19 protein-coding genes and 3 pseudogenes are annotated in these 17,482 nt (G+C 65.4%); 14 read left to right on the forward strand and 8 right to left on the reverse strand.

Translation table 11 applies throughout. The features are described 5' to 3' along the window. Positions 1–73 precede the first annotated feature (73 nt). On the reverse strand, positions 74–385 hold the full coding sequence (locus G4G31_RS22070; RefSeq protein WP_182989403.1) for a helix-turn-helix transcriptional regulator: 312 nt from the start codon (positions 383–385) through the stop codon (positions 74–76). Positions 386–521: 136 nt separating this feature from the next. Between G4G31_RS22070 and G4G31_RS22075 the strand changes: the two genes are divergently transcribed. The 4 genes and pseudogenes from G4G31_RS22075 to arsH all read left to right on the forward strand — a co-directional run bounded on the left by G4G31_RS22075 (position 522) and on the right by arsH (position 3,286). Then, positions 522–848 (forward strand): helix-turn-helix transcriptional regulator, encoded by a 327-nt coding sequence (locus G4G31_RS22075; protein WP_182989404.1) that lies wholly within the window; start codon positions 522–524, stop codon positions 846–848. Between the two features lie 5 nt (positions 849–853). Beyond that, positions 854–2,135: pseudogene (locus tag G4G31_RS22080) on the forward strand (arsenic transporter). 15 nt (positions 2,136–2,150) lie between these two features. After that, entirely contained in the window at positions 2,151–2,573 is a 423-nt protein-coding gene (gene arsC / locus G4G31_RS22085; RefSeq protein WP_182989405.1) for an arsenate reductase (glutaredoxin), read from the forward strand. Further along, complete coding sequence (arsH, locus tag G4G31_RS22090; RefSeq protein ID WP_182989406.1) at positions 2,570–3,286, forward strand: arsenical resistance protein ArsH; 717 nt, start codon at positions 2,570–2,572, stop codon at positions 3,284–3,286. The genes arsC and arsH overlap by 4 nt, the downstream gene beginning before the upstream one ends. 104 nt (positions 3,287–3,390) lie before the next feature. On the opposite strand, the gene G4G31_RS22095 is transcribed toward arsH, so the two are convergent. From G4G31_RS22095 to imuA, 6 genes and pseudogenes are all read right to left on the reverse strand, one after another. Beyond that, on the reverse strand, positions 3,391–4,131 hold the full coding sequence (locus G4G31_RS22095; RefSeq protein WP_182989407.1) for an SDR family NAD(P)-dependent oxidoreductase: 741 nt from the start codon (positions 4,129–4,131) through the stop codon (positions 3,391–3,393). A gap of 107 nt (positions 4,132–4,238) precedes the next feature. Beyond that, complete coding sequence (locus G4G31_RS22100) at positions 4,239–4,997, reverse strand: hypothetical protein (RefSeq protein ID WP_182989408.1); 759 nt, start codon at positions 4,995–4,997, stop codon at positions 4,239–4,241. A gap of 171 nt (positions 4,998–5,168) precedes the next feature. Next, positions 5,169–5,792, reverse strand: coding sequence for a proteophosphoglycan 5 (locus G4G31_RS22105; RefSeq protein WP_182989409.1), 624 nt, complete (start codon positions 5,790–5,792; stop codon positions 5,169–5,171). Positions 5,793–5,870: 78 nt separating this feature from the next. Further along, positions 5,871–6,254 carry a hypothetical protein gene (locus G4G31_RS22110; RefSeq protein WP_182989410.1) on the reverse strand — a complete coding sequence of 128 codons (384 nt, stop codon included), beginning with the start codon at positions 6,252–6,254 and terminating at the stop codon, positions 5,871–5,873. 196 nt (positions 6,255–6,450) lie between these two features. After that, positions 6,451–7,931, reverse strand: a pseudogene (locus G4G31_RS22115) (DNA polymerase Y family protein). Continuing rightward, a complete protein-coding gene (imuA, locus tag G4G31_RS22120; protein ID WP_182989411.1) occupies positions 7,861–8,568 on the reverse strand; it encodes a translesion DNA synthesis-associated protein ImuA in 708 nt (235 codons plus the stop codon). Before imuA ends, G4G31_RS22115 begins: the two are co-directional and overlap by 71 nt. 288 nt (positions 8,569–8,856) lie before the next feature. On the opposite strand from imuA, the gene G4G31_RS22125 reads away from it, so the two are divergent. The 5 genes from G4G31_RS22125 to G4G31_RS22145 all read left to right on the forward strand — a co-directional run bounded on the left by G4G31_RS22125 (position 8,857) and on the right by G4G31_RS22145 (position 13,158). Further along, positions 8,857–9,201 carry a PadR family transcriptional regulator gene (locus G4G31_RS22125; RefSeq protein ID WP_182989412.1) on the forward strand — a complete coding sequence of 115 codons (345 nt, stop codon included), beginning with the start codon at positions 8,857–8,859 and terminating at the stop codon, positions 9,199–9,201. Then, positions 9,198–9,722 carry a DUF2812 domain-containing protein gene (locus G4G31_RS22130; protein ID WP_182989413.1) on the forward strand — a complete coding sequence of 175 codons (525 nt, stop codon included), beginning with the start codon at positions 9,198–9,200 and terminating at the stop codon, positions 9,720–9,722. The genes G4G31_RS22125 and G4G31_RS22130 overlap by 4 nt, the downstream gene beginning before the upstream one ends. A gap of 79 nt (positions 9,723–9,801) precedes the next feature. Further along, positions 9,802–11,229 (forward strand): alpha/beta fold hydrolase, encoded by a 1,428-nt coding sequence (locus tag G4G31_RS22135; protein ID WP_229425188.1) that lies wholly within the window; start codon positions 9,802–9,804, stop codon positions 11,227–11,229. Between the two features lie 10 nt (positions 11,230–11,239). After that, the gene (locus G4G31_RS22140) at positions 11,240–11,974 is read left to right on the forward strand and encodes an ATP-binding cassette domain-containing protein (RefSeq protein ID WP_182989414.1); all 735 of its coding nucleotides are present in this window, start codon (positions 11,240–11,242) and stop codon (positions 11,972–11,974) included. After that, complete coding sequence (locus G4G31_RS22145) at positions 11,971–13,158, forward strand: ABC transporter permease (protein WP_182989415.1); 1,188 nt, start codon at positions 11,971–11,973, stop codon at positions 13,156–13,158. Before G4G31_RS22140 ends, G4G31_RS22145 begins: the two co-directional genes overlap by 4 nt. A gap of 48 nt (positions 13,159–13,206) precedes the next feature. Here G4G31_RS22145 and G4G31_RS22150 read toward each other — a convergent pair whose 3' ends face one another. Further along, entirely contained in the window at positions 13,207–13,407 is a 201-nt protein-coding gene (locus tag G4G31_RS22150) for a hypothetical protein (protein ID WP_182989416.1), read from the reverse strand. A 108-nt stretch (positions 13,408–13,515) separates the two neighbouring features. Here G4G31_RS22150 and G4G31_RS22155 point away from each other — a divergent pair. From G4G31_RS22155 to G4G31_RS22175, 5 genes and pseudogenes are all read left to right on the forward strand, one after another. Next, a pseudogene (locus G4G31_RS22155) lies at positions 13,516–14,753 on the forward strand (putative Na+/H+ antiporter). A gap of 11 nt (positions 14,754–14,764) precedes the next feature. After that, complete coding sequence (locus G4G31_RS22160; RefSeq protein WP_182989417.1) at positions 14,765–15,202, forward strand: DUF86 domain-containing protein; 438 nt, start codon at positions 14,765–14,767, stop codon at positions 15,200–15,202. A 252-nt stretch (positions 15,203–15,454) separates the two neighbouring features. Continuing rightward, positions 15,455–16,810 carry a TonB-dependent siderophore receptor gene (locus G4G31_RS22165; RefSeq protein ID WP_182989418.1) on the forward strand — a complete coding sequence of 452 codons (1,356 nt, stop codon included), beginning with the start codon at positions 15,455–15,457 and terminating at the stop codon, positions 16,808–16,810. Beyond that, on the forward strand, positions 16,717–17,328 hold the full coding sequence (locus tag G4G31_RS22170) for a TonB-dependent siderophore receptor (protein ID WP_182989419.1): 612 nt from the start codon (positions 16,717–16,719) through the stop codon (positions 17,326–17,328). Before G4G31_RS22165 ends, G4G31_RS22170 begins: the two co-directional genes overlap by 94 nt. Then, positions 17,325–17,480, forward strand: coding sequence for a hypothetical protein (locus tag G4G31_RS22175; RefSeq protein WP_182989420.1), 156 nt, complete (start codon positions 17,325–17,327; stop codon positions 17,478–17,480). The genes G4G31_RS22170 and G4G31_RS22175 overlap by 4 nt, the downstream gene beginning before the upstream one ends. The last annotated feature ends 2 nt before the right edge of the window (positions 17,481–17,482 follow it).

Here is a 17,482-nt window from a genome sequence, read left to right on the forward strand (position 1 = left end):
GATCAGCCTGGATACTGCGGGTGAGGATGCTATTAGGCATTCGTCGAATAACGAACACATCGGTAAAAATGTTTCAGAGATTTGCGATCATCTGCTTCAACTGGGCCAGCCGCTCCGCGTTCACGCAATAGTAGACACGCTGCTCGTTGGCTGAACCCGTGATCAGTCCTGCCTGCTTGAGCACGCTGACGTGCTGGGAAATCGTCGATGCCGCCAGCGGCAGCACGTCGGTCAGGCTGCCGAAATAGCAGGCACCAAAGGCCGACAGGTAGTTGAGCAGCTCGACCCGCGCCGGATGGGCAAGCGCCTTGCACAGCAGGGCAAGCTCATCGGCGTCAATCGCCGGCGCAACCGTGCTTTCCTTCGCTTCACAACAGGTCGTCATCGTTCTCTTTCGTAATTCGTCAATCTACGAATAAAGAATAGGGCGAGCTTCACACGCTGTCAACACGTTTCTACATTCCTGGAAGTGTCGTATTCATGTCGTATAATTTATCCTTTTTGCATTGCACAGGAAGCACATGGATACGAAGCCGGTACTCGCCGCCCTCGCCGCGCTGGCACAGGAAAGCCGCCTGGCGGTGTTCCGCCTGCTGGTACAAACGGGGCCGGCGGGCCTGGCCGCGAGCAGGATTGCCGGGCAGCTGGGCATGCCGGCCTCGTCGCTGTCCTTCCACCTGAAGGAGCTGACGCATGCGGGCCTGCTCGCTGCGCGCCAGGACGGCCGCTTCATCATCTATTCGGCGAACATCGCGACGATGAACGGCGTGATCGGCTTCCTCACCGAGAACTGCTGCGGGGGCGTGCCCTGCGGCGCGGCAACCGGCAACGTGTGCAAGACGGAGTGACGCCGGTGCTGATCGCTTCCCTGATTTTCCTCGCCACACTCGTCCTCGTCATCTGGCAGCCGCGGGGGCTCGGCATCGGCTGGAGCGCGGGTGCCGGTGCCGTCGCCGCCCTGCTCGCCGGCAGCGTCAAGATTGCCGACATCCCCGTCGTGTGGAACATCGTCTGGAACGCCACCGGCGCCTTCGTTGCCGTCATCCTCATCAGCCTGCTGCTCGACAAGGCGGGCTTCTTCGAATGGGCGGCCCTGCACGTGGCCCGCTGGGGCAAGGGCAATGGACGGCGCCTGTTCGTCCTGCTGGTCTTGCTGGGCGCGGCGGTGGCGGACCCTGTTCGCCAACGACGGCGCGGCGCTGATCCTGACACCCATCGTGATCGCCATGCTGGCTGCGCTGCGCTTTACGCCGCAGGCGACGCTGGCCTTCGTGATGGCCGCCGGTTTCATCGCCGACACTGCCAGCCTGCCACTGGTCGTGTCGAACCTCGTCAACATCGTCTCCGCCGATTACTTCGGCATCGGCTTCGCACGCTATGCATCAGTGATGGTGCCGGTGAACCTGGTGTCGGTGGCGGCGACGCTGGCGGCGCTGGTCTGGTTCTTCCGCAAGGACATCCCGGCGAAGTACGACCTCGGGCAATTGAAGCGCCCCAACGAGGCCATCCATGACCGCGCCACGTTTGTTACCGGCTGGTGGGTGCTGGCGATGCTGCTGGCCGGCTTCTTCTGGCTGGACGACATGGGTGTCCCGATCAGTGCGGTGGCCGCCGTGGGCGCGGCGCTGCTGCTGGCCGTTGCCGCGCGCGGGCACCGGATCTCGACGCGCGCGGTGCTGCGTGGCGCGCCGTGGCAGGTCGTCGTCTTCTCGCTGGGGATGTACCTGGTGGTGTATGGCCTGCGGAACGCCGGGCTGACGGCTTACCTGACCGCCCTGCTGGACCTGTGTGCCGGGTACGGAGTATGGGGCGCGGCGCTCGGCACCGGCTTCATCACCGCCATCCTGTCCTCGATCATGAACAACATGCCGACCGCGCTGGTGGGCGCGCTGGCGATCGACGCCACCGCGACCACCGGCGCCGTGCGCGAAGCGATGGTCTATGCGAACGTCATCGGCGCCGACCTGGGTCCGAAGATCACGCCGATCGGCAGCCTGGCCACCCTGCTCTGGCTGCACGTGCTGTCGAGTAAGAATATCCAGGTCTCCTGGGTCTACTACTTCCGCGTCGGCATCGTGCTGACGCTGCCCATCCTCTTCATCACCCTGTGCGCGCTCGCCGTGCGCCTGAGCTAAGAAAGGTTCTACAACATGGACGTCACCATCTATCACAACCCGGCCTGCGGCACCTCGCGCAACACGCTGGGCCTGATTCGCAATGCCGGTATCGAACCTGCCGTCATCGACTACCTGAAGAACCCGCCGGACCGGGCGACGCTGGTCGAGCTGATCGCACGCGCGGGCCTGCCGGTGCGCGCGGCCGTACGCGAGAAGGAAGCGCGTTTCGCCGAGCTGGGCCTCGCCGATCCGGGCACCACGGACGAGCAACTGATCGATGCGATGCTCGCGCGTCCGGTGCTGATCAACCGCCCTTTCGTCGTGACGCCGACCGGCGTGCGCCTGTGCCGTCCTTCCGAAGCCGTGCTGGACATCCTGCCGCTGCCGCAGGGTGGCGCCTTTGCGAAGGAAGACGGCGAGGCCGTGGTCGATGCCGAAGGCAAACGCATCAAATGAGCACGCTCCCGCACCTGCCCAACATCCGGCCGGAGCTGCTGGATGTGCCAAGCGTCGAGAAGCTCGCTCCGGTCGGCGACATGCGCCACCCGCCGCGCATCCTGCTGCTCTACGGTTCGCTGCGCGAGCGCTCGTTTTCCCGCTTCCTCACCTTCGAGGCCGCGCGCATCCTCGAGCACTTCGGTGCCGAGGTCAACATCTTCGACCCGATGGAACTGCCGATGGTGGGCAGCGCGCCCGAGACGCATCCGAAGGTGGTCGAGCTACGCGAACTGTGCCTGTGGTCCGAGGGCCAGGTCTGGTGCAGCCCGGAGCGCCATGGCGCGGTGACCGCCGTCATGAAAAACCAGATCGACTGGATCCCGCTCGAGATGGGCGCGATCCGCCCGAGCCAGGGCCGCACCCTGGCCGTAATGCAGGTCTGCGGCGGCTCGCAGTCCTTCAACGTCGTCAACACGCTGCGCCTGCTGGGACGCTGGATGCGCATGTTCACGATCCCGAACCAGTCGTCGGTGCCGATGGCCTACAAGGAGTTCGACGACGAGGGACGCATGCGGGCGTCGGCCTATTACGACCGGGTTGTCGACGTGATGGAGGAACTGGTCAAGTTCACGCTGTTGATGCGCGGGCGCAGTGAGTACCTGACGGACCGGTACAGCGAGAGGAACGAGCGGGCGGTGAAGGCGATCAATCGGCAGATCGGGAAGTTGTAGGCGCGGGCAGAAGTGGAAGCGGCGGTTGAGTCCGAGCTCATTGCCACTGGGGACAGTAGCTGCCTATGTAGGAGAAAGAGATTTACGCAGCATATCGATTCGCTTTATAGCCCGCCTGAAACGCGCAATATACTGCCGGTGACATACGAAGCTGCGCCCGAAAGCAGCCACACCACTGGCTCTGCGATTTCCTCCGGTGTCGCAAGACGCCCCATGGGAATGCGGGGAGCAACGCGCGCAGGCCGCTCGGGCTCGCCTGCCGCTGCATGAATGTCTGTGAGCGTGGAACCAGGCGATACGCCACACACGCGAATGCCTTCGGTCGCCAGTTCGCGCGCCAGGCCCAGCGTAAAGGCCTCGACCGCAGCTTTGCTCGCTGCGTAGTGCACGTATTCCCCGGGACTGCCCGATAGGGTGGCGGCCGAGGACAGGTTGACGATCACGCCGCCTTGGGCAGACCTGCGAAATGCGCCCACCGCGGCACGGGAGCAATGCATTGTTCCATGCACGTTGATGCGGAATACTTCCTCAATGGAAGCTGGATCCGTGTTCATGAACGACCCGATGCGGCCGGTAACACCCGCATTGTTGACGAGCGCTGACACGGGCCCCATTTCCTCGTGCACCCGCCTGAACATCGCATCTACTTCACCAGCGGCGCCGACATCCGCAGCAACCGCCAGCGCCCTGCCGCCACCTGCGCGGATCCGATCGACCACGCTCGCTGCCGCACGTTCGTCGTGGCGGTAATTGACTGCCACGGCATATCCTTCGCGGGCGGCGCGCAGCGCAATCGCCGCTCCGATACCCCGGCTCGCGCCGGTGACGATCAGTACTTTGCTCATTGGTCCTCCGATTGCGGCAACCTGCTGGCCTGCCCGATGCAAGGGTAAAAATGGGTGCTGAATCCGATCATCGTTTCATCGGTTTTCCATGCTGTTCAGCGCTCCCATCATTTGGCCTTTGATAGCACAATGCGCTCTTGAGGGACGGGCTTGCCAACCTGCACACTGACCGGCTCGGTCCGCACGACCATGTCGAACACGGGAATCACGTCACGCGCATGCAGGACGATCGGGTCGTTCGCTCCATCCCGCAGCAGACCCGCATTCGTGTCGGCTGCACACCTGTCCATCACTTGGGCGTTGAGCAGGGCGGCGGGTACGCAGCGCACGGCCATACCGCCGACCATTCTTTTCTCGGTGTAGGAAACCCCTTTGGAAGCCCCATTCGTAGGATCCTGCAACAAGGGCGTTGGCTCATCGACCTCTATTTGACCGTCGAGTGCGCGCCGCTGCGCGTATATCTTTCCGTCGCGCCCCACGCTCTCTTCGAGTGTCGAACCAATGCGCGTCTTGCAGCCCGTTTCCGGCGCCATATCGTTGATATCGACGACAAATTCCTCATGCCGGATGAGGTAGCCCTTCCCGCTGCCGAGATAGGTGCTGCGCTTGATCACGAAGTCGGCCGGCAACACTACCAGCGGCGGTGGGGGTGGAAGCTTCAGCGCCTCGCGCGCCAGCGCACACACGTCGTAGGCCTTGCGAGGAATTTTCATATAGGCCTCGAGCGACTCCGGCCGCACTTGCGTGACGATTTCATATGACTGGCCTGTCGCACCGGCGGTCTGGCGGTCGCAGGCTGCGAGGGCCGTGAACATCGCCAGGGCAGCGCCAACGCGACGCGCCGCTCGTTCCAGCATCATGACCATGTATTTTTCCTTGTAAGGCTCCGGCTGGTGCGGGTGCCACCAGGGCACGGTGTTCAGTTCTATCCTGCATTCATCGGCCGGGTCACCCCAGCCATCACTTTTGCTGTCACCGTCCGCTTACGACCTTCGATTCAAGCCATCAGCCAGCGAAACGGAGAGCGGACATGCAGCCTACAGACGCATCTCAAGAAATCTCCGGGCAGCGGCAACACCCGCCTGTATATCCCATCCCGGCACGGCGCTGGCGAGTAGTTCATGGGTTATCTCCGCATCAGCTGAAACCAGAGCCCGAAGGGCGTCGCTTGAAGGCACGCCGTCCAGGCCCGGCGCATCTGCTGCCGACTGCTCCAGCTGCTGCATGCCCGTGAGGCTGCACGCCCGAAGCAGGCCCACCTGGTCAAAGCCATCGGGCTTGCTGTATTGCGCTCGTTGCCATGTCTGGCCGTTCCACCCGTAGATGAAACCTATCCATTCCCCAACCGGTGGGAGGTCGAGCTTGCTAGCCCACCAGTCCGGCGCGCCACTCAACAGGTCCGTCTCCTCTTCGCCAAAGTACGTTGCCGCCTCGCCAAAGTAGGTTTCGGAGTACTCGTGGTCATGACCAATGAGAAGGACCTTGTCCTGTTCGACGAAGCGAAGGGAGGCCCAGTTGCCTCCGCCGTCGTGGTAGAACCATTCGTCGGGCGTTGCGCAGGCGTCGCGTCCCCATCCTCTCGCGCCAAGCACGGCTGCGAGTGCTGCCCATCCGCCTCGCATCTTGAAAGGGTGAGGAAGATCAAGGTCAACTAGCGGCATGGCATGCTTCCTTCATTTTCGGGGACGCGAAACGGCGTCCGGGGTTTCCGTTCTATCGTGTGTGCGTTGCGGGGGCCCCTAGCCGCCATTTTTTTCTGTCAACGTCCGTTTCCGACCAAAACGGACCGAAGCTGATTCAGGCGTCCAGCCCCATTCGACTGACGAGTTCATCAAGAACCACTTCTCTATCAGTGATATCCCAAGCCTTAAGAAGCCCGCAAAGCGACTCAGCTTTCCACGCGTCGTCCGCGCATGAGTAGCTATCGAGCTTGGCATCACATCAGTCCATGTCAGCACTCCACCTATCTCTTTCTTAAGCTCGAGGACATAAGCTTCGAATGAGTCGAGTTCAAAAGTAGGCCAATCGTTGATTGCTGAGGCTAACGCTCCAGCAATTCTGCGGGTGGCAGAAGGTTGCGACTTATCATCGGCAAGTTCTTCCAGTTTGCTCAGCGTCGTCATTCAAAAACAAAATTATCCATTGAGGTTTCGTCTGCTCCTGGCCCGATAGCGGACGCGCGGAATAGCTCAGTGTACGTTGCTGTTGCCATCAAGACAAGCAAGTGATTTGGCTGGGACGTCTGCGTATCCAGCTTTGACTACAGGCCAGGCACGGCCCACCCAAAGGCCCATGGCGACATAGGTAACGCCAAAACGCTCACCCAAACAAACCATGCAAAAACCATCTCGGCTCGGCATCCTCGCCCGCGCCGACGATGCGCTCGCGATACACCCAATACAGCGTATGGTCCTGCCCCTCGGCGATGAAATAATCGCGCGTCTGCGTGCCGCTCCACCAGCCGGCTTCGATGCGCTCGGGCGTCGAGGCCATTTTCAGCGGCGAGCCATAAAACGGACGGTGATTGCGCATCAGGAGCGCGATGGGTTTGGCGAGGATCCAGGTCGGGCGCGGCAGGCTCTGGACATCCGGCGGCATCTGGGCGTCGCGCGCTGCCTGGCGTACCTTCTGCTGCACGGGCACCCAGCTGTTGGCCACCTCCGGTCGATAATCGGCCTGGGGCAGCGCCTGCAGGACGTTGTCGGGCCCGAGCCTGGCCACCAGCAGTTCGAGCATGCGCACCCGGTCTTCCTCGGTGCCGCCCGGCTCGGGAAACAGCGATTCGCTCGGCGGCGCCATCGGCTGCAACTGCGCCGCATCCAGCGCGAGGCCGATGACGGGGCTTCCAGCACCAGCTTGGCCAGCCGCTCCTTCAGCAAGCGGATCAGATGCTCGTCGCGCCAGGTCGGTTCGCCCGGGCGACATCGACGGCGGTGGGCGCGCGCGCCACCCTGCCCCGCTCGTGTTCGAGCAGCAGTGTGATGCGCTCGACCGCCAGTTGGCGCGCGCACAGCCAGCCGGTCAGTTGCTGCACCAGGCGCTCGGCGCCGGCCAGGCAGGCATCGGCGCTCTCGATGCGGTCGAACAGTTCGATCTTCGCGTGGAACACGGTGGGCGCCTCGACCCATTCGAACAGTTCCGGCGCCATGCCATAGGCGGCATCGAGCATGTCGAGCAGGGGGCCGGCCGCAGCGCCGCTGCAGGCCGGACCGGGGCAGGCGCCGCAGCGCGGCCAGGTCGGCACAGCCGATGCCTTCGAACCAGCTGGCATAGGCGCGCGCGGGCGGCGGCAGGGTGGCGGGCAGGCGGTCGAGCCGGCGCGTGAGCGCATCGATCGTCAGGACCCGCCCCGCGCGGCGCCGTGCCAGCATCCAGCTGCCGCGCGCGGTGGGCGCGCAACTGAGGTAGCCGGAAAAACCCAGCGCGCGCAGGCTGGCGCGCACGCGCCGGCACAGGGCGCGGATGCCGCCGAACAGGCGCAGGCTGGCGCCGATGTCGATGAGGAGGGTCGCTTCCTCGGCCTGCGCCACCTGCGGCGTGTACTGCAGCAGCGCCATTGCCACCGCGTGCAGGGCTTCGGCTTCGCGTTCGGGCGAGCGCTCGACAATGCGCGCCTCGGGCATGAGCATCAGGACGCCGCCGCGGCGCATGCCGAGGGTGACGCCGGCCGCGCGCGCCGCCGGGGACGCCGCCAGCACGCGCTCGTGCTCGAGCACGACGCAACCGGTGTCACTGCACCAGTGCGGGCTGAACACCTCGAGCGGCAGCTGGGGCAAATACAGGCCGATCCACAGACGCATGACGTTGGAACACGATAGGGTTAAGGGGCAGGAACAGCGGCGCATCGCGCTGCGGTCCCCGGCGTTTGACGAAGCTGATGTCGAGTCCGCCGGGAGCGGGGCGCAGCGACAGGCGCAGGGGAGCCGGCGAGGAATCTTGCGCGCTGGCGAGCGGACGCATCATGAAGAACAGGGTTTCGCCGCATTGGGCCGCCAGGTGCAGGCGGCGCAGGCTTTCTCCTCTTGCGTGGTTGGCCCAGAACAGCAACGCGCCACAACTGCCGCTGCGCAGCACCTGCTCGGCCGCCCACAGCGCATCGGCCCCGCGGCTGGTGCGCAGCCAGATCAGCTGGGAAGGCGGCACGCCGAGCGCGGCCAGCGCCAGCGCCTGGGGCGTATGGGGCGGCTGCAGCAGCACGATGCGCCGCCCGGTCGCCGCCGCCAGGGCCGGGCGCAGCAGGCGCATTTCGCCGATGCCGGGCTGTTGCAGGAGCAGATCGACCAGGGTGCCGACCGGCCAGCCGCCTCCGGGCAGCTGGCTCGACAGGGCCGCATGACCGGTATCGACACAACGCGTACCTGCCCGCGCCAGTTGCGAAGCGCGCCAGAGCGAAGGGTGCAAATCTTCCGGCGCGGCAAGATTTTGTGAACAAGACATGATAGAGAGAATGCAAAGTACTGGATGGATGTACAGTACTCGCTCGTTCAGCTTTTGACAAGATGTGTATCTTGCGTGCGCGCGTGACTTAACGTTGGCGCTTGATGTTGCTTAAGCGTTGCGAAGCTGTGTCCTCGAGATTGCTGGCGTACTCCGCTCTCGCCTACCCGTTCATTTTCTTGTTGACAAGCAAATTTCCAGTGCTACTATGTCGTTACCCGATATATCGGGATTCAATGCATCGGCACCAGATGTATCGGATGTCAATGCAGATAATGAGGAGCGCACATGGCAGTCAACGAGTATTCGAAATACCTTCCCTTGTCCGAGGCGACCTATTACATCCTGGTCGCCCTCGACGAACCCCTGCATGGCTACGCCATCATGCAAAAGGTCGAGGCGATGAGCGAAGGCACGGTGGTCATCGGGCCGGGCACCCTGTACGGCGCCTTTACCACGCTGGAAAAGCAGGGCCTGATCGCGATGGTCAAGGAAGAAGCACGCCGCAAGTCCTATGCCCTCACGGACCGCGGGCGGGATGTGCTGGCGGAACAACTGCGTCGTTTGGACATCATGGTTCGCAGTGGCAAAGAGGCCGCTGCGTCGTCGTCGAAAAAGGAAGGTGGGGTATGAAGGATCAACTGGTTAGCAAATTCAAGTATTTCTGGGACGATGACGACTACCTGATCGAACGCTGGCTGGAAGACATGGCGCGCCAGGGCCTGCACCTGCAGGGCGTGGACTCCCTGCGCACCCGCTTCGTCTTCCAGCGCGGCGAGCCGATGGAGATGACCTACCGGCTCGATTTCCAGATGAATACCGTGTCGCCGGACTATCTCCAATTGTTCGCCGACGCCGGCTGGGAGCGTGTCGATACATCGTTCGGCTGGCAGTTCTGGCGCGCCCCGGCGCAAGCCGGGCGCACGCGCGAAATCTTTACCGACACCGAATCGCGCATCGCCAAGTACCAGCGCCTGCTGGGCTTGTTTGGCATCTGCTATGGGCTCTATTTCATCACGATGGTCAACAAGGGCGCGCGCGCGTGGGATACGCTTTTCGAGATCGCCCTCAATCTGGTCATGATGGCCGTCGGTGTCTATGCGACGGTGCGCCTGGTAGTGCGCATACGCAAGCTGCGCAATCCCGAGTCTTAGGGCAAGGCCGGCGGTGCCAGCAGCCGCCACGCATCTTCCAGCTGATCCTCAGCTAATCCAGCTCTTCAAGGAGTTTCAAATGAAATCCCGGATTTCATGGGCGCTGCTCGCCCTGATGTTTTGCCTGCCCGGCCTGTCGCAGGCGGCCATGGCGCCAGGGCGCGACTGCCACCTGCCCGGCAGCCAGGAGTCCTTGCGCTGCCATGCCATCGCGGTTTCGCTCGACCCGCAACGCCAGGATGGCACCCAGCTCCAGCTGCATGTGACGGTCGCGCCGGCGTTTCGCCAGGGCGCAAGCAAGGATCCCCTGTTCGTGCTGGCGGGCGGGCCAGGCCAGGCCGGCTCGGACCTGGTGGCGCTGCTCGGCCCCGTCTTCCAGCGCGTGCGCGCCACCCGCGACATCGTCTTCATCGACCAGCGCGGCACCGGCCTGTCCGGCAAGCTGCGCTGCCCTGGCGCCCCCGTCGGCGAAGCCACCAGCGACGCCGCACTGCATGCCGCCTTCGCGCGCTGCATCGGCACCCTGCCGCATCCCCTCGGGTTCTATACCACCGCGCATGCGGCGCACGACCTCGAACGGGTGCGCCTGGCGCTGGGCTATGGCAAGGTGAACGTCTTCGGCGGCTCCTACGGCACCCGTCTCGGACAGAGCTATGCGCGCAGCTATCCCGGCAGCGTGCGCGCGCTCATCCTCGACGGCGTCGCCGCTCCCGAACGTGTGATTCCGGTCGCTGCCGCAAGCGCCCAGCGCGCGCTGGACGGTGTGTTCGCTCGCTGCGCGGCCGACGCGGCCTGTGCCGACGCCTTCCCCGGCCTGCGCGCCGAGTTCGATACCTTGCTGGCGCGCGTGAATGCCGGCAGCGTCACGCTAGCGTTCGCCCATCCGCGCACGGCGCAGCCCACCCGCCTGCCGCTGTCGAACATGCACTTCGTGTACACGATCCAGCGCAGCCTGTATTCGGCGCGCGACAGCCATCGCCTGCCTTACCTGATCCACAGTGCCCATCAGGGAAACTGGGGGCCTTTCCTCGCGCGCAGCCATGCCGACACCGATTATTCGCCGGAGGGCCCGCTCGCCATGCCGCTGCTCGTGGCCATCCTCTGCGCGGAAGACATCCCGCGCCTGACGCTTGAACAGCGCGAGGCCGACGAGCGCGGCTCCTTCCTGCGCGGCCATGCGCAGCGGCTCGCCGCGCTCTGTCCGCTGGCCGGGGTATCCGCCGCTGCGACGCCCCCGAACACGCCCATCCACGCCCCCGTCCTGCTGCTCTCCGGCGCACTCGACCCGGTCACGCCGCCCGACGGCGCCACCAGCGCCGCCAGGACCATGACGCATGCGCAGCACCTGGTTGCGCGCCATGCCGCCCACGGCGTCTCAAACCTGGGCGACACGCCACGGCTGCTGCGCGCCTTCCTCGACGAACCAACCCGGGCGCTGGACAAGCGCGGCCTGGACGACATCCCCCTGCCGCCGTTCCAGCTCGACCACGCCGGCACCCATCCATGAAGGACGCACCATGATCGAAGCACACGACATCCACAAACGTTTCGGCGCGGTGCATGCCCTGTCGGGCGTGAGTTTCCGCGCCGCCGACGGCAAGGCCACTGCGCTGCTGGGCCCGAACGGCGCCGGCAAGACCACGCTGATGCGCACCCTTGTCGGCCTGCTCGGCCGCGACCGCGGCCAGGTAGCGATCGACGGCATCGACCCGGCCGTCGATCCGCTGGGCGCGCGCCGCCACATCGGCCTCCTGACCGACCAGTTCGGCCTCTACGAACGCCTGAGCACCCGCGAGTACCTGCGCTATTTCGGCCAGATCAACGGCATGGACAAGGCAGCCATCGCGCGCCGCACCGACGAGGTGACCGAACTACTGGGCCTGGAAGACATCCCGGACCGCGCTGCCAAGGGCTTCTCGCAGGGCCAGCGCATCAAGGTGGCGCTGGCCAGGACCCTGCTGCACCGGCCGCGCAACCTGCTGCTCGACGAGCCCACGCGCGGCCTGGACGTGATGAGCACGCGGGCCTTGCGGCGCGCACTGGCGGCCCTGCGCGCCGAGGGCTGCTGCATCATCCTCGCCACCCACGTGATGCAGGAAGTGACGCAATTGTGCGACGACGTGATCGTCATCGCCCAAGGGCGGACCGTGGCGCAAGGATCGCCGCAGGAACTGTGCAGGCAAACCGGTATCGCCAGCCTGGAGGATGCCTTTGTCCACCTGGTCGGCACGGAAGAAGGAATCGCAGCATGACCCCGCTCTGGATCGTCGTACTGATGAAGGAATTGCTCGAGGCGCTGCGCGACAGGCGTACGCTGGGCATGTTGCTGATGCTGACCCTGGTCTACCCGGCGGTGATCGGCCTGATCCTGAAGAACATGATCGCGCGTGGATCGCCCGACGCGAAAGCCGGTATCGAGCTGGTCGTCATCGGCGGCGGGCAGGCGCCGAACCTGCTGGCGCAGCTGCGCGAGAAAAAGGTGCTCGTCAGCGAGCGCGGTCCGATGATGGCTGCCGACATCAAGACACTGCTGCGCGAGAAGAAGGCCGCCGGCGTGCTCCGGCTCGGCGCCGAGTTCACCGGCTACTATGCCGAGCTGCGCCCCGCGCCGATCGAGCTGTGGTTCGATTCGTCGATCGAACGGCGCGAGCAGCGCCTCGAGGTCGAAAAAAACATCCTGCGCGACTACGCCAACGGCATCGCGGGCGCGCGCCTGGAAGCCCGCGGCGTCTCGCCGGTCGTCCTGTCCCCCCTGCGGCTGGAACGCTACGATACCGGCAGCGACAGCGGCGCTTCCAGCGGCCGCATCGGCACCATGCTGGGCATGTTCTTCGTGCCGGTATTCCTGTTCGGCCTGTCGCTGGCCATCGACAGCACCGCCGGCGAACGCGAGCGCCGTTCGCTCGAGGTGTTGATGGCCCAGCCGATGCCTGCGCGCGACCTGGTCCTGGGCAAGTGGCTGGCAGTCTCCCTGCTCGCCGCGCTCGGCCTGGTGGTCGAACTGGTCGTCGCCCACGGCATGCTGTCGACCCTGTCGCTGGAAGAGATCGGCATGTCCTGGCACCTGGGCCTGCCGATGCTGGCCGCCGTCGTGCTGACCGCGCTGCCCCTGTGCCTGCTGGTGGGCGCGGTCCAGGTGGCGATGGCGATGAACTCCAAAACCTTCAAGGAAGCGCAGGCCACCGCCAGCGTCGTCACCCTGCTGCCGATCGTGCCGCTGATCGCCGTTCCCATGCTCGGGCTGGGCACGCAACCGTGGATGTACGCGGTGCCGGTGCTGTCGAACCAGGTCATGCTGCAGTCGCTGGCATCGAACCAGGCGCCAGGCCTGCTGCCTTTCCTGCTGACCTGCGTGCCGCCGCTGCTGGCGGCATGTGGGGCAGCTGCGTTTGCGATGCGCAGGATGCGCAGCGAGCAGTATGTGATGGGGATTTGAGACCTTGGCCGGATCTGGTGATCCGGCTCAAACGCCTGGGATAAAAGTTCATCCAGAGCGCTGAACGATAATGTAGAGGTGCTTCTGCGGGTGCTGGTCGAATTCCAGGTGCCTGCACACGCATCCGGCGTCGCCGATCACCGCGAGCAGCCCGGGTATGCCCAGGCTGCCGTAGTAGACCTCGGGACCCATGGTCGAATCGACATGCTCGGCAGGCGCGTCCAGCCCGCCGGTCGAGAAAATGAACACGCCTTCACAAGCCTGCCCGTCCCCTCATCAAAGGTGAAATAATAACGCTTCATCCATTATTTCCCTGACAATGACCAGATCCCCTTCACCTGCCCGGGAGCCGCGCCGATGACGACCATCCAGCTGGTCGGCGCCATCCTGTTCGCCTGCGCGCTCGTGCACACCTTCAGCGCCAAGCTGTTCGAGCGCCTCGCCGACCGCTATCCGCGCCATGAGGGACTGTTCCACCTGCTGGGCGAAGTCGAGGCCGTATTCGGCTTCTGGGCCTTCATCCTGATCGTCGCCATGGCCCTGATCAGCGGCGGCGACGCGGCGGTGGAGTATGCCGAGTCGCGCCACTTCACCGAACCGCTGTTCGTGTTCACGGTGATGGTGATCGCCGCCTCGCGTCCCATCCTCGACGCCGTCGACGTCCTGCTGCGCACGGTCGCGCGCCTGGCGCCAGTGCGCACCGAGGTGGCGCTGGCCTGGCTCGGCCTGGGCCTGGTGCCGCTGGCCGGTTCGCTCATCACCGAGCCAAACCGCGATGACGCTGGCGGCCCTGATGCTCGCGCCCGGTGTTCCGCCCCGGCATACCGGAGTGGCTGAAGTACGGCGCCCCGGGCGTGCTGTTCGTGAACGTGTCGATCGGCGGCACCCTCACCTCGTATGCCGCGCCGCCGGTGCTGATGGTGGCCGGTACCTGGGGCTGGGACAGCGCCTACATGCTGGCTCACTTCGGCTGGCGCGCCGCGCTGGCCGTCTTCATCAACGCCAGCGTCGTCACCTTTTTGCTGCGTCCGCACCTGAAGCCCGCAAGCGGCGAGGCGCGCGAGAGCGTGCCCCTGAAGGTATCGGCGATCCACATGGCCTTCCTGGCCGCGGTGGTGCTGCTGGCGCACCATCCGGTGCTCTTCCTCGGCCTGTTCCTGCTGTTCCTGGGCTTTACCCAGGCCTATGAACGCCACCAGTCGCCGCTGATCCTGAAGGAAGGCCTGCTGGTCGGCTTCTTCCTCGCCGGCCTGGTCGTCCTGGGCGGGATGCAGCAGTGGTGGCTGCAGCCGATCGTGTCGAACCTGGGGCCGACCGCCCTGTTCTTCGGTGCGCTGGCCCTGACGGCAATCACCGACAATGCGGCGCTGACCTATCTCGGCTCCCTGATCGCCGGATTGTCCGAACACGCCAGGTACATGCTGGTGGCGGGCGCCGTGGCCGGCGGCGGCCTGACCGTGATCGCGAACGCCCCGAATCCGGCCGGCGCCGCGCTCTTGCGGCGCGGCTTCAACGACGAGTCGATCGGCACGCTCGGCCTGCTGGCGGGTGCAGCCGGGCCGACGCTGGTGGCGGCACTGTTATTCCTGATCTAAAAGGAGAAGGCATGGACGAGACTATCTTGATCGGCAAAATCGGCACCATCGAACGCTGCTGCCGCCGCGCCCGCGAGGAATACGAGAAGGACCCGACCACCTTTGTCGGCGACATCACGCGCCAGGACGCGGCCACGCTCAACGTGATCCGCACCTGGGAAGCGGCCATCGAGATGGGCGACTACATCCTGGCGCTTGCCAACCTGGGTACCCCGCACGACGAACGCGAGGTGATTACCCTGCTGGCCGAGAACGGCTGGATCGAGCCCACGCTGGCCGAAGACCTGAAGCGCACCGGGGAATTCTGCCGCGCCGAATGGGACCACCAGGCCGCGCCCCTGCCGGCGCTGGTCACCATCATCAAGCGCGGGCTCGACGATTTCGCCGCGTATGGCCAGGCCCTGCTGGCCGGTGTGGCGGCACTGCCGGGCGCCCCCGTAGCAGACTGAGCGAACCACGCGGTTCCGGCCCTGCAAGGAACTGGCGGCGCACGCCGCATTGGCCTTTGCCATCATGGTGTGGACGAACTGAAAACAGCCGGACCGCCGCTGCGCCAGGATAGCCTCCCTACGCCGCCACCCGTGTTGTATTTGTGCCGGTTTGATCCCACAAATCGAACAAAGCGGCAACCCAACTGGTATGATCTGGTTCCATAAAGCAACTTTTCTTGCGTTGGCGTAGCCAGAACGCCTTTCCCTCACATGAATTTTTCTTCCTTGACGCCCGTTCGCGCCCGCGCTGCCATCTTCTCCGCAGTCGCGAGCCTGCTGGCCTGCCCGGCCCACGCCGCGCCGGAGGAAGCGCCACGTCCCGAGAACCTGGCCGGGCTGCCGCTGGAACAGCTGCTGGCCATGCGCACGGTCAGCGCCGCGTCGAAGTTCGAACAGCTGATCAGCGAAGCGCCCTCGGCGGTGGTCGTCCTGACTGCGGCCGACATCAAGGCCTACGGCTGGCGCACCCTGGCCGATGCGCTCGCGACCTTGCCGGGCGTGTACGTCACCAGCGACAAGAACTACAGCTACGTGGGCGCGCGCGGGTTCCTGCGCCCCGGCGACTACAACAGCCGCTTCCTGCTGCTGGTCGACGGTGCGCGCACCAACGACGCCGTGTACGGCCAGGCCTCGATCGGCTACGAAGGCCTGATCGACATGGACATGGTGCAGCGGATCGAATTCGTGCCCGGTCCCGGTTCGGCCGTCTACGGTTCGAATGCCCTGTTTGGCGTGATCAACGTGGTCACCAAGGATGGCAGCGACCTGAAGGGCGCACAAATCGCCGTCGGCACGGGCAGCCTGGGCGAGCGCAAGCTGCGGGCGAGCTGGGGCTGGCATGGCCAGAACGGCGCCGACCTGGTGCTCTCGGCCAGCAGCTATGGCCGCGATGGCGAGAACCTGTACTACCCCGAATACGACACGCCGGACCAGAACAGGGGCGTCGCCGAAGGGCTCGATTACGAGCGTGCCCACAATTTCCTGGTCAAGGCCAGCTATGCCGGCCTCACCCTGTCGGCCAGCCACGTGCGCCGCACCAAGGGCGTGCCGACCGGCTCGTTCGGCGCCGTCTTCAACACGTCCAACTGGACGGTGGACGCCCAGAGCATGATCAGCCTGGCCTATGCCCGCGACATCAGCCCGACCGTGAACCTGTCGGCCCAGGCCACCTGGGGCAAGGCCGACTACCTCGGCATTGGCGACTATCCGGGCGACACGCGCGCGCAGGTCACGAACGTCGATGGCGACCATGCGCGCTGGTACGGCGCCAGCGTGCAGGCCACGGTCACCACGCTGCCGCGCAACAAATTCGTCTTCGGCGCCGAACTCGGGCGCGATGCCCGGCGCGACCAGTTCAACTTCGACGTGGAACCGTTCCGCCAGCTGCTCGACGAACGCCGCAGCGCCAACCGCAGCGGCCTGTTCTTCGCCGACGAGATCCGCGTCTCGAACAACCTGCTGCTGAACCGGGCGTGCGCCACGACCGCCACAGCACCGGCACGCGCAGCACCAGCCCGCGCGCGGCCCTGCTCTACAAGCTCACGCCCGCCGACACCGTCAAGCTGATCTACGGCACCTCGTTCCGCGTGCCCAATGCCTACGAGCTGTACTACGCCTATTCGCTGCCGGTCGAAGCGGGCAGCCAGATCACGAATCCGGACCTCGGCCATGAACGCATCCGCACTGTCGAAACGGTGCTCGAACACGCGCTCGGCAGCGCCGGCCATGCCACCTTCTCGGTCTTCCAGTACGACATGCGCGGCCTGATCACCCAGCAGGCCGACGAGGAGACCGGCGCCCTGGTGTTCCGGAATGTCGCCCAGGCGCGCGCGACCGGCGCCGAAGCCGCCCTCGAACGCCTGATCGGCGGCGGCGCCCGCGTGCGCGCCAGCTATGCCCGGCAGCGCTCGCACGACGGCAATGGCGCCGCCGGTCAGTTCGCCGCGCCACCTGGCCAAGCTCAACGCCGTCGTGCCGCTCGCGGCCAATACCCGGCTCGGCGGCGAAGTGCAGTGCATGTCCTCGCGCCTGACCGAGCATGCCCGCACCGGCGGCTATTGCCTGGCCAACCTGACCCCTGGTGAGCAGCGAGGTGTTCGCCGGCGCCGACCTCTCGCTCGGCATCCGCAACGCGACCGACCAGCGCTACGCCGACCCGGCCGGCCCCGCCTTCGTGCAGGAAGCCGTGGCACGCGAAGGCCGCACCCTGCACGCCCGCCTGTCTTACCAGTTCTGACC

The sequence above is a fragment of the Massilia sp. Se16.2.3 genome (assembly GCF_014171595.1).
In the GTDB taxonomy this organism is placed as follows: Bacteria; Pseudomonadota; Gammaproteobacteria; order Burkholderiales; family Burkholderiaceae_D; genus Telluria.

What these genes read in the sequence shown, in the direction of transcription:
- G4G31_RS22070 (WP_182989403.1), bottom strand. Translation starts at nt 385, where the DNA reads ATGACGACCTGTTGTGAAGCGAAGGAAAGCACGGTTGCGCCGGCGATT.
- G4G31_RS22075 (WP_182989404.1), top strand. Translation starts at nt 522, where the DNA reads ATGGATACGAAGCCGGTACTCGCCGCCCTCGCCGCGCTGGCACAGGAA.
- arsC (WP_182989405.1), top strand. Translation starts at nt 2,151, where the DNA reads ATGGACGTCACCATCTATCACAACCCGGCCTGCGGCACCTCGCGCAAC.
- arsH (WP_182989406.1), top strand. Translation starts at nt 2,570, where the DNA reads ATGAGCACGCTCCCGCACCTGCCCAACATCCGGCCGGAGCTGCTGGAT.
- G4G31_RS22095 (WP_182989407.1), bottom strand. Translation starts at nt 4,131, where the DNA reads ATGAGCAAAGTACTGATCGTCACCGGCGCGAGCCGGGGTATCGGAGCG.
- G4G31_RS22100 (WP_182989408.1), bottom strand. Translation starts at nt 4,997, where the DNA reads ATGGTCATGATGCTGGAACGAGCGGCGCGTCGCGTTGGCGCTGCCCTG.
- G4G31_RS22105 (WP_182989409.1), bottom strand. Translation starts at nt 5,792, where the DNA reads ATGCCGCTAGTTGACCTTGATCTTCCTCACCCTTTCAAGATGCGAGGC.
- G4G31_RS22110 (WP_182989410.1), bottom strand. Translation starts at nt 6,254, where the DNA reads ATGACGACGCTGAGCAAACTGGAAGAACTTGCCGATGATAAGTCGCAA.
- imuA (WP_182989411.1), bottom strand. Translation starts at nt 8,568, where the DNA reads ATGTCTTGTTCACAAAATCTTGCCGCGCCGGAAGATTTGCACCCTTCG.
- G4G31_RS22125 (WP_182989412.1), top strand. Translation starts at nt 8,857, where the DNA reads ATGGCAGTCAACGAGTATTCGAAATACCTTCCCTTGTCCGAGGCGACC.
- G4G31_RS22130 (WP_182989413.1), top strand. Translation starts at nt 9,198, where the DNA reads ATGAAGGATCAACTGGTTAGCAAATTCAAGTATTTCTGGGACGATGAC.
- G4G31_RS22135 (WP_229425188.1), top strand. Translation starts at nt 9,802, where the DNA reads ATGAAATCCCGGATTTCATGGGCGCTGCTCGCCCTGATGTTTTGCCTG.
- G4G31_RS22140 (WP_182989414.1), top strand. Translation starts at nt 11,240, where the DNA reads ATGATCGAAGCACACGACATCCACAAACGTTTCGGCGCGGTGCATGCC.
- G4G31_RS22145 (WP_182989415.1), top strand. Translation starts at nt 11,971, where the DNA reads ATGACCCCGCTCTGGATCGTCGTACTGATGAAGGAATTGCTCGAGGCG.
- G4G31_RS22160 (WP_182989417.1), top strand. Translation starts at nt 14,765, where the DNA reads ATGGACGAGACTATCTTGATCGGCAAAATCGGCACCATCGAACGCTGC.
- G4G31_RS22165 (WP_182989418.1), top strand. Translation starts at nt 15,455, where the DNA reads ATGAATTTTTCTTCCTTGACGCCCGTTCGCGCCCGCGCTGCCATCTTC.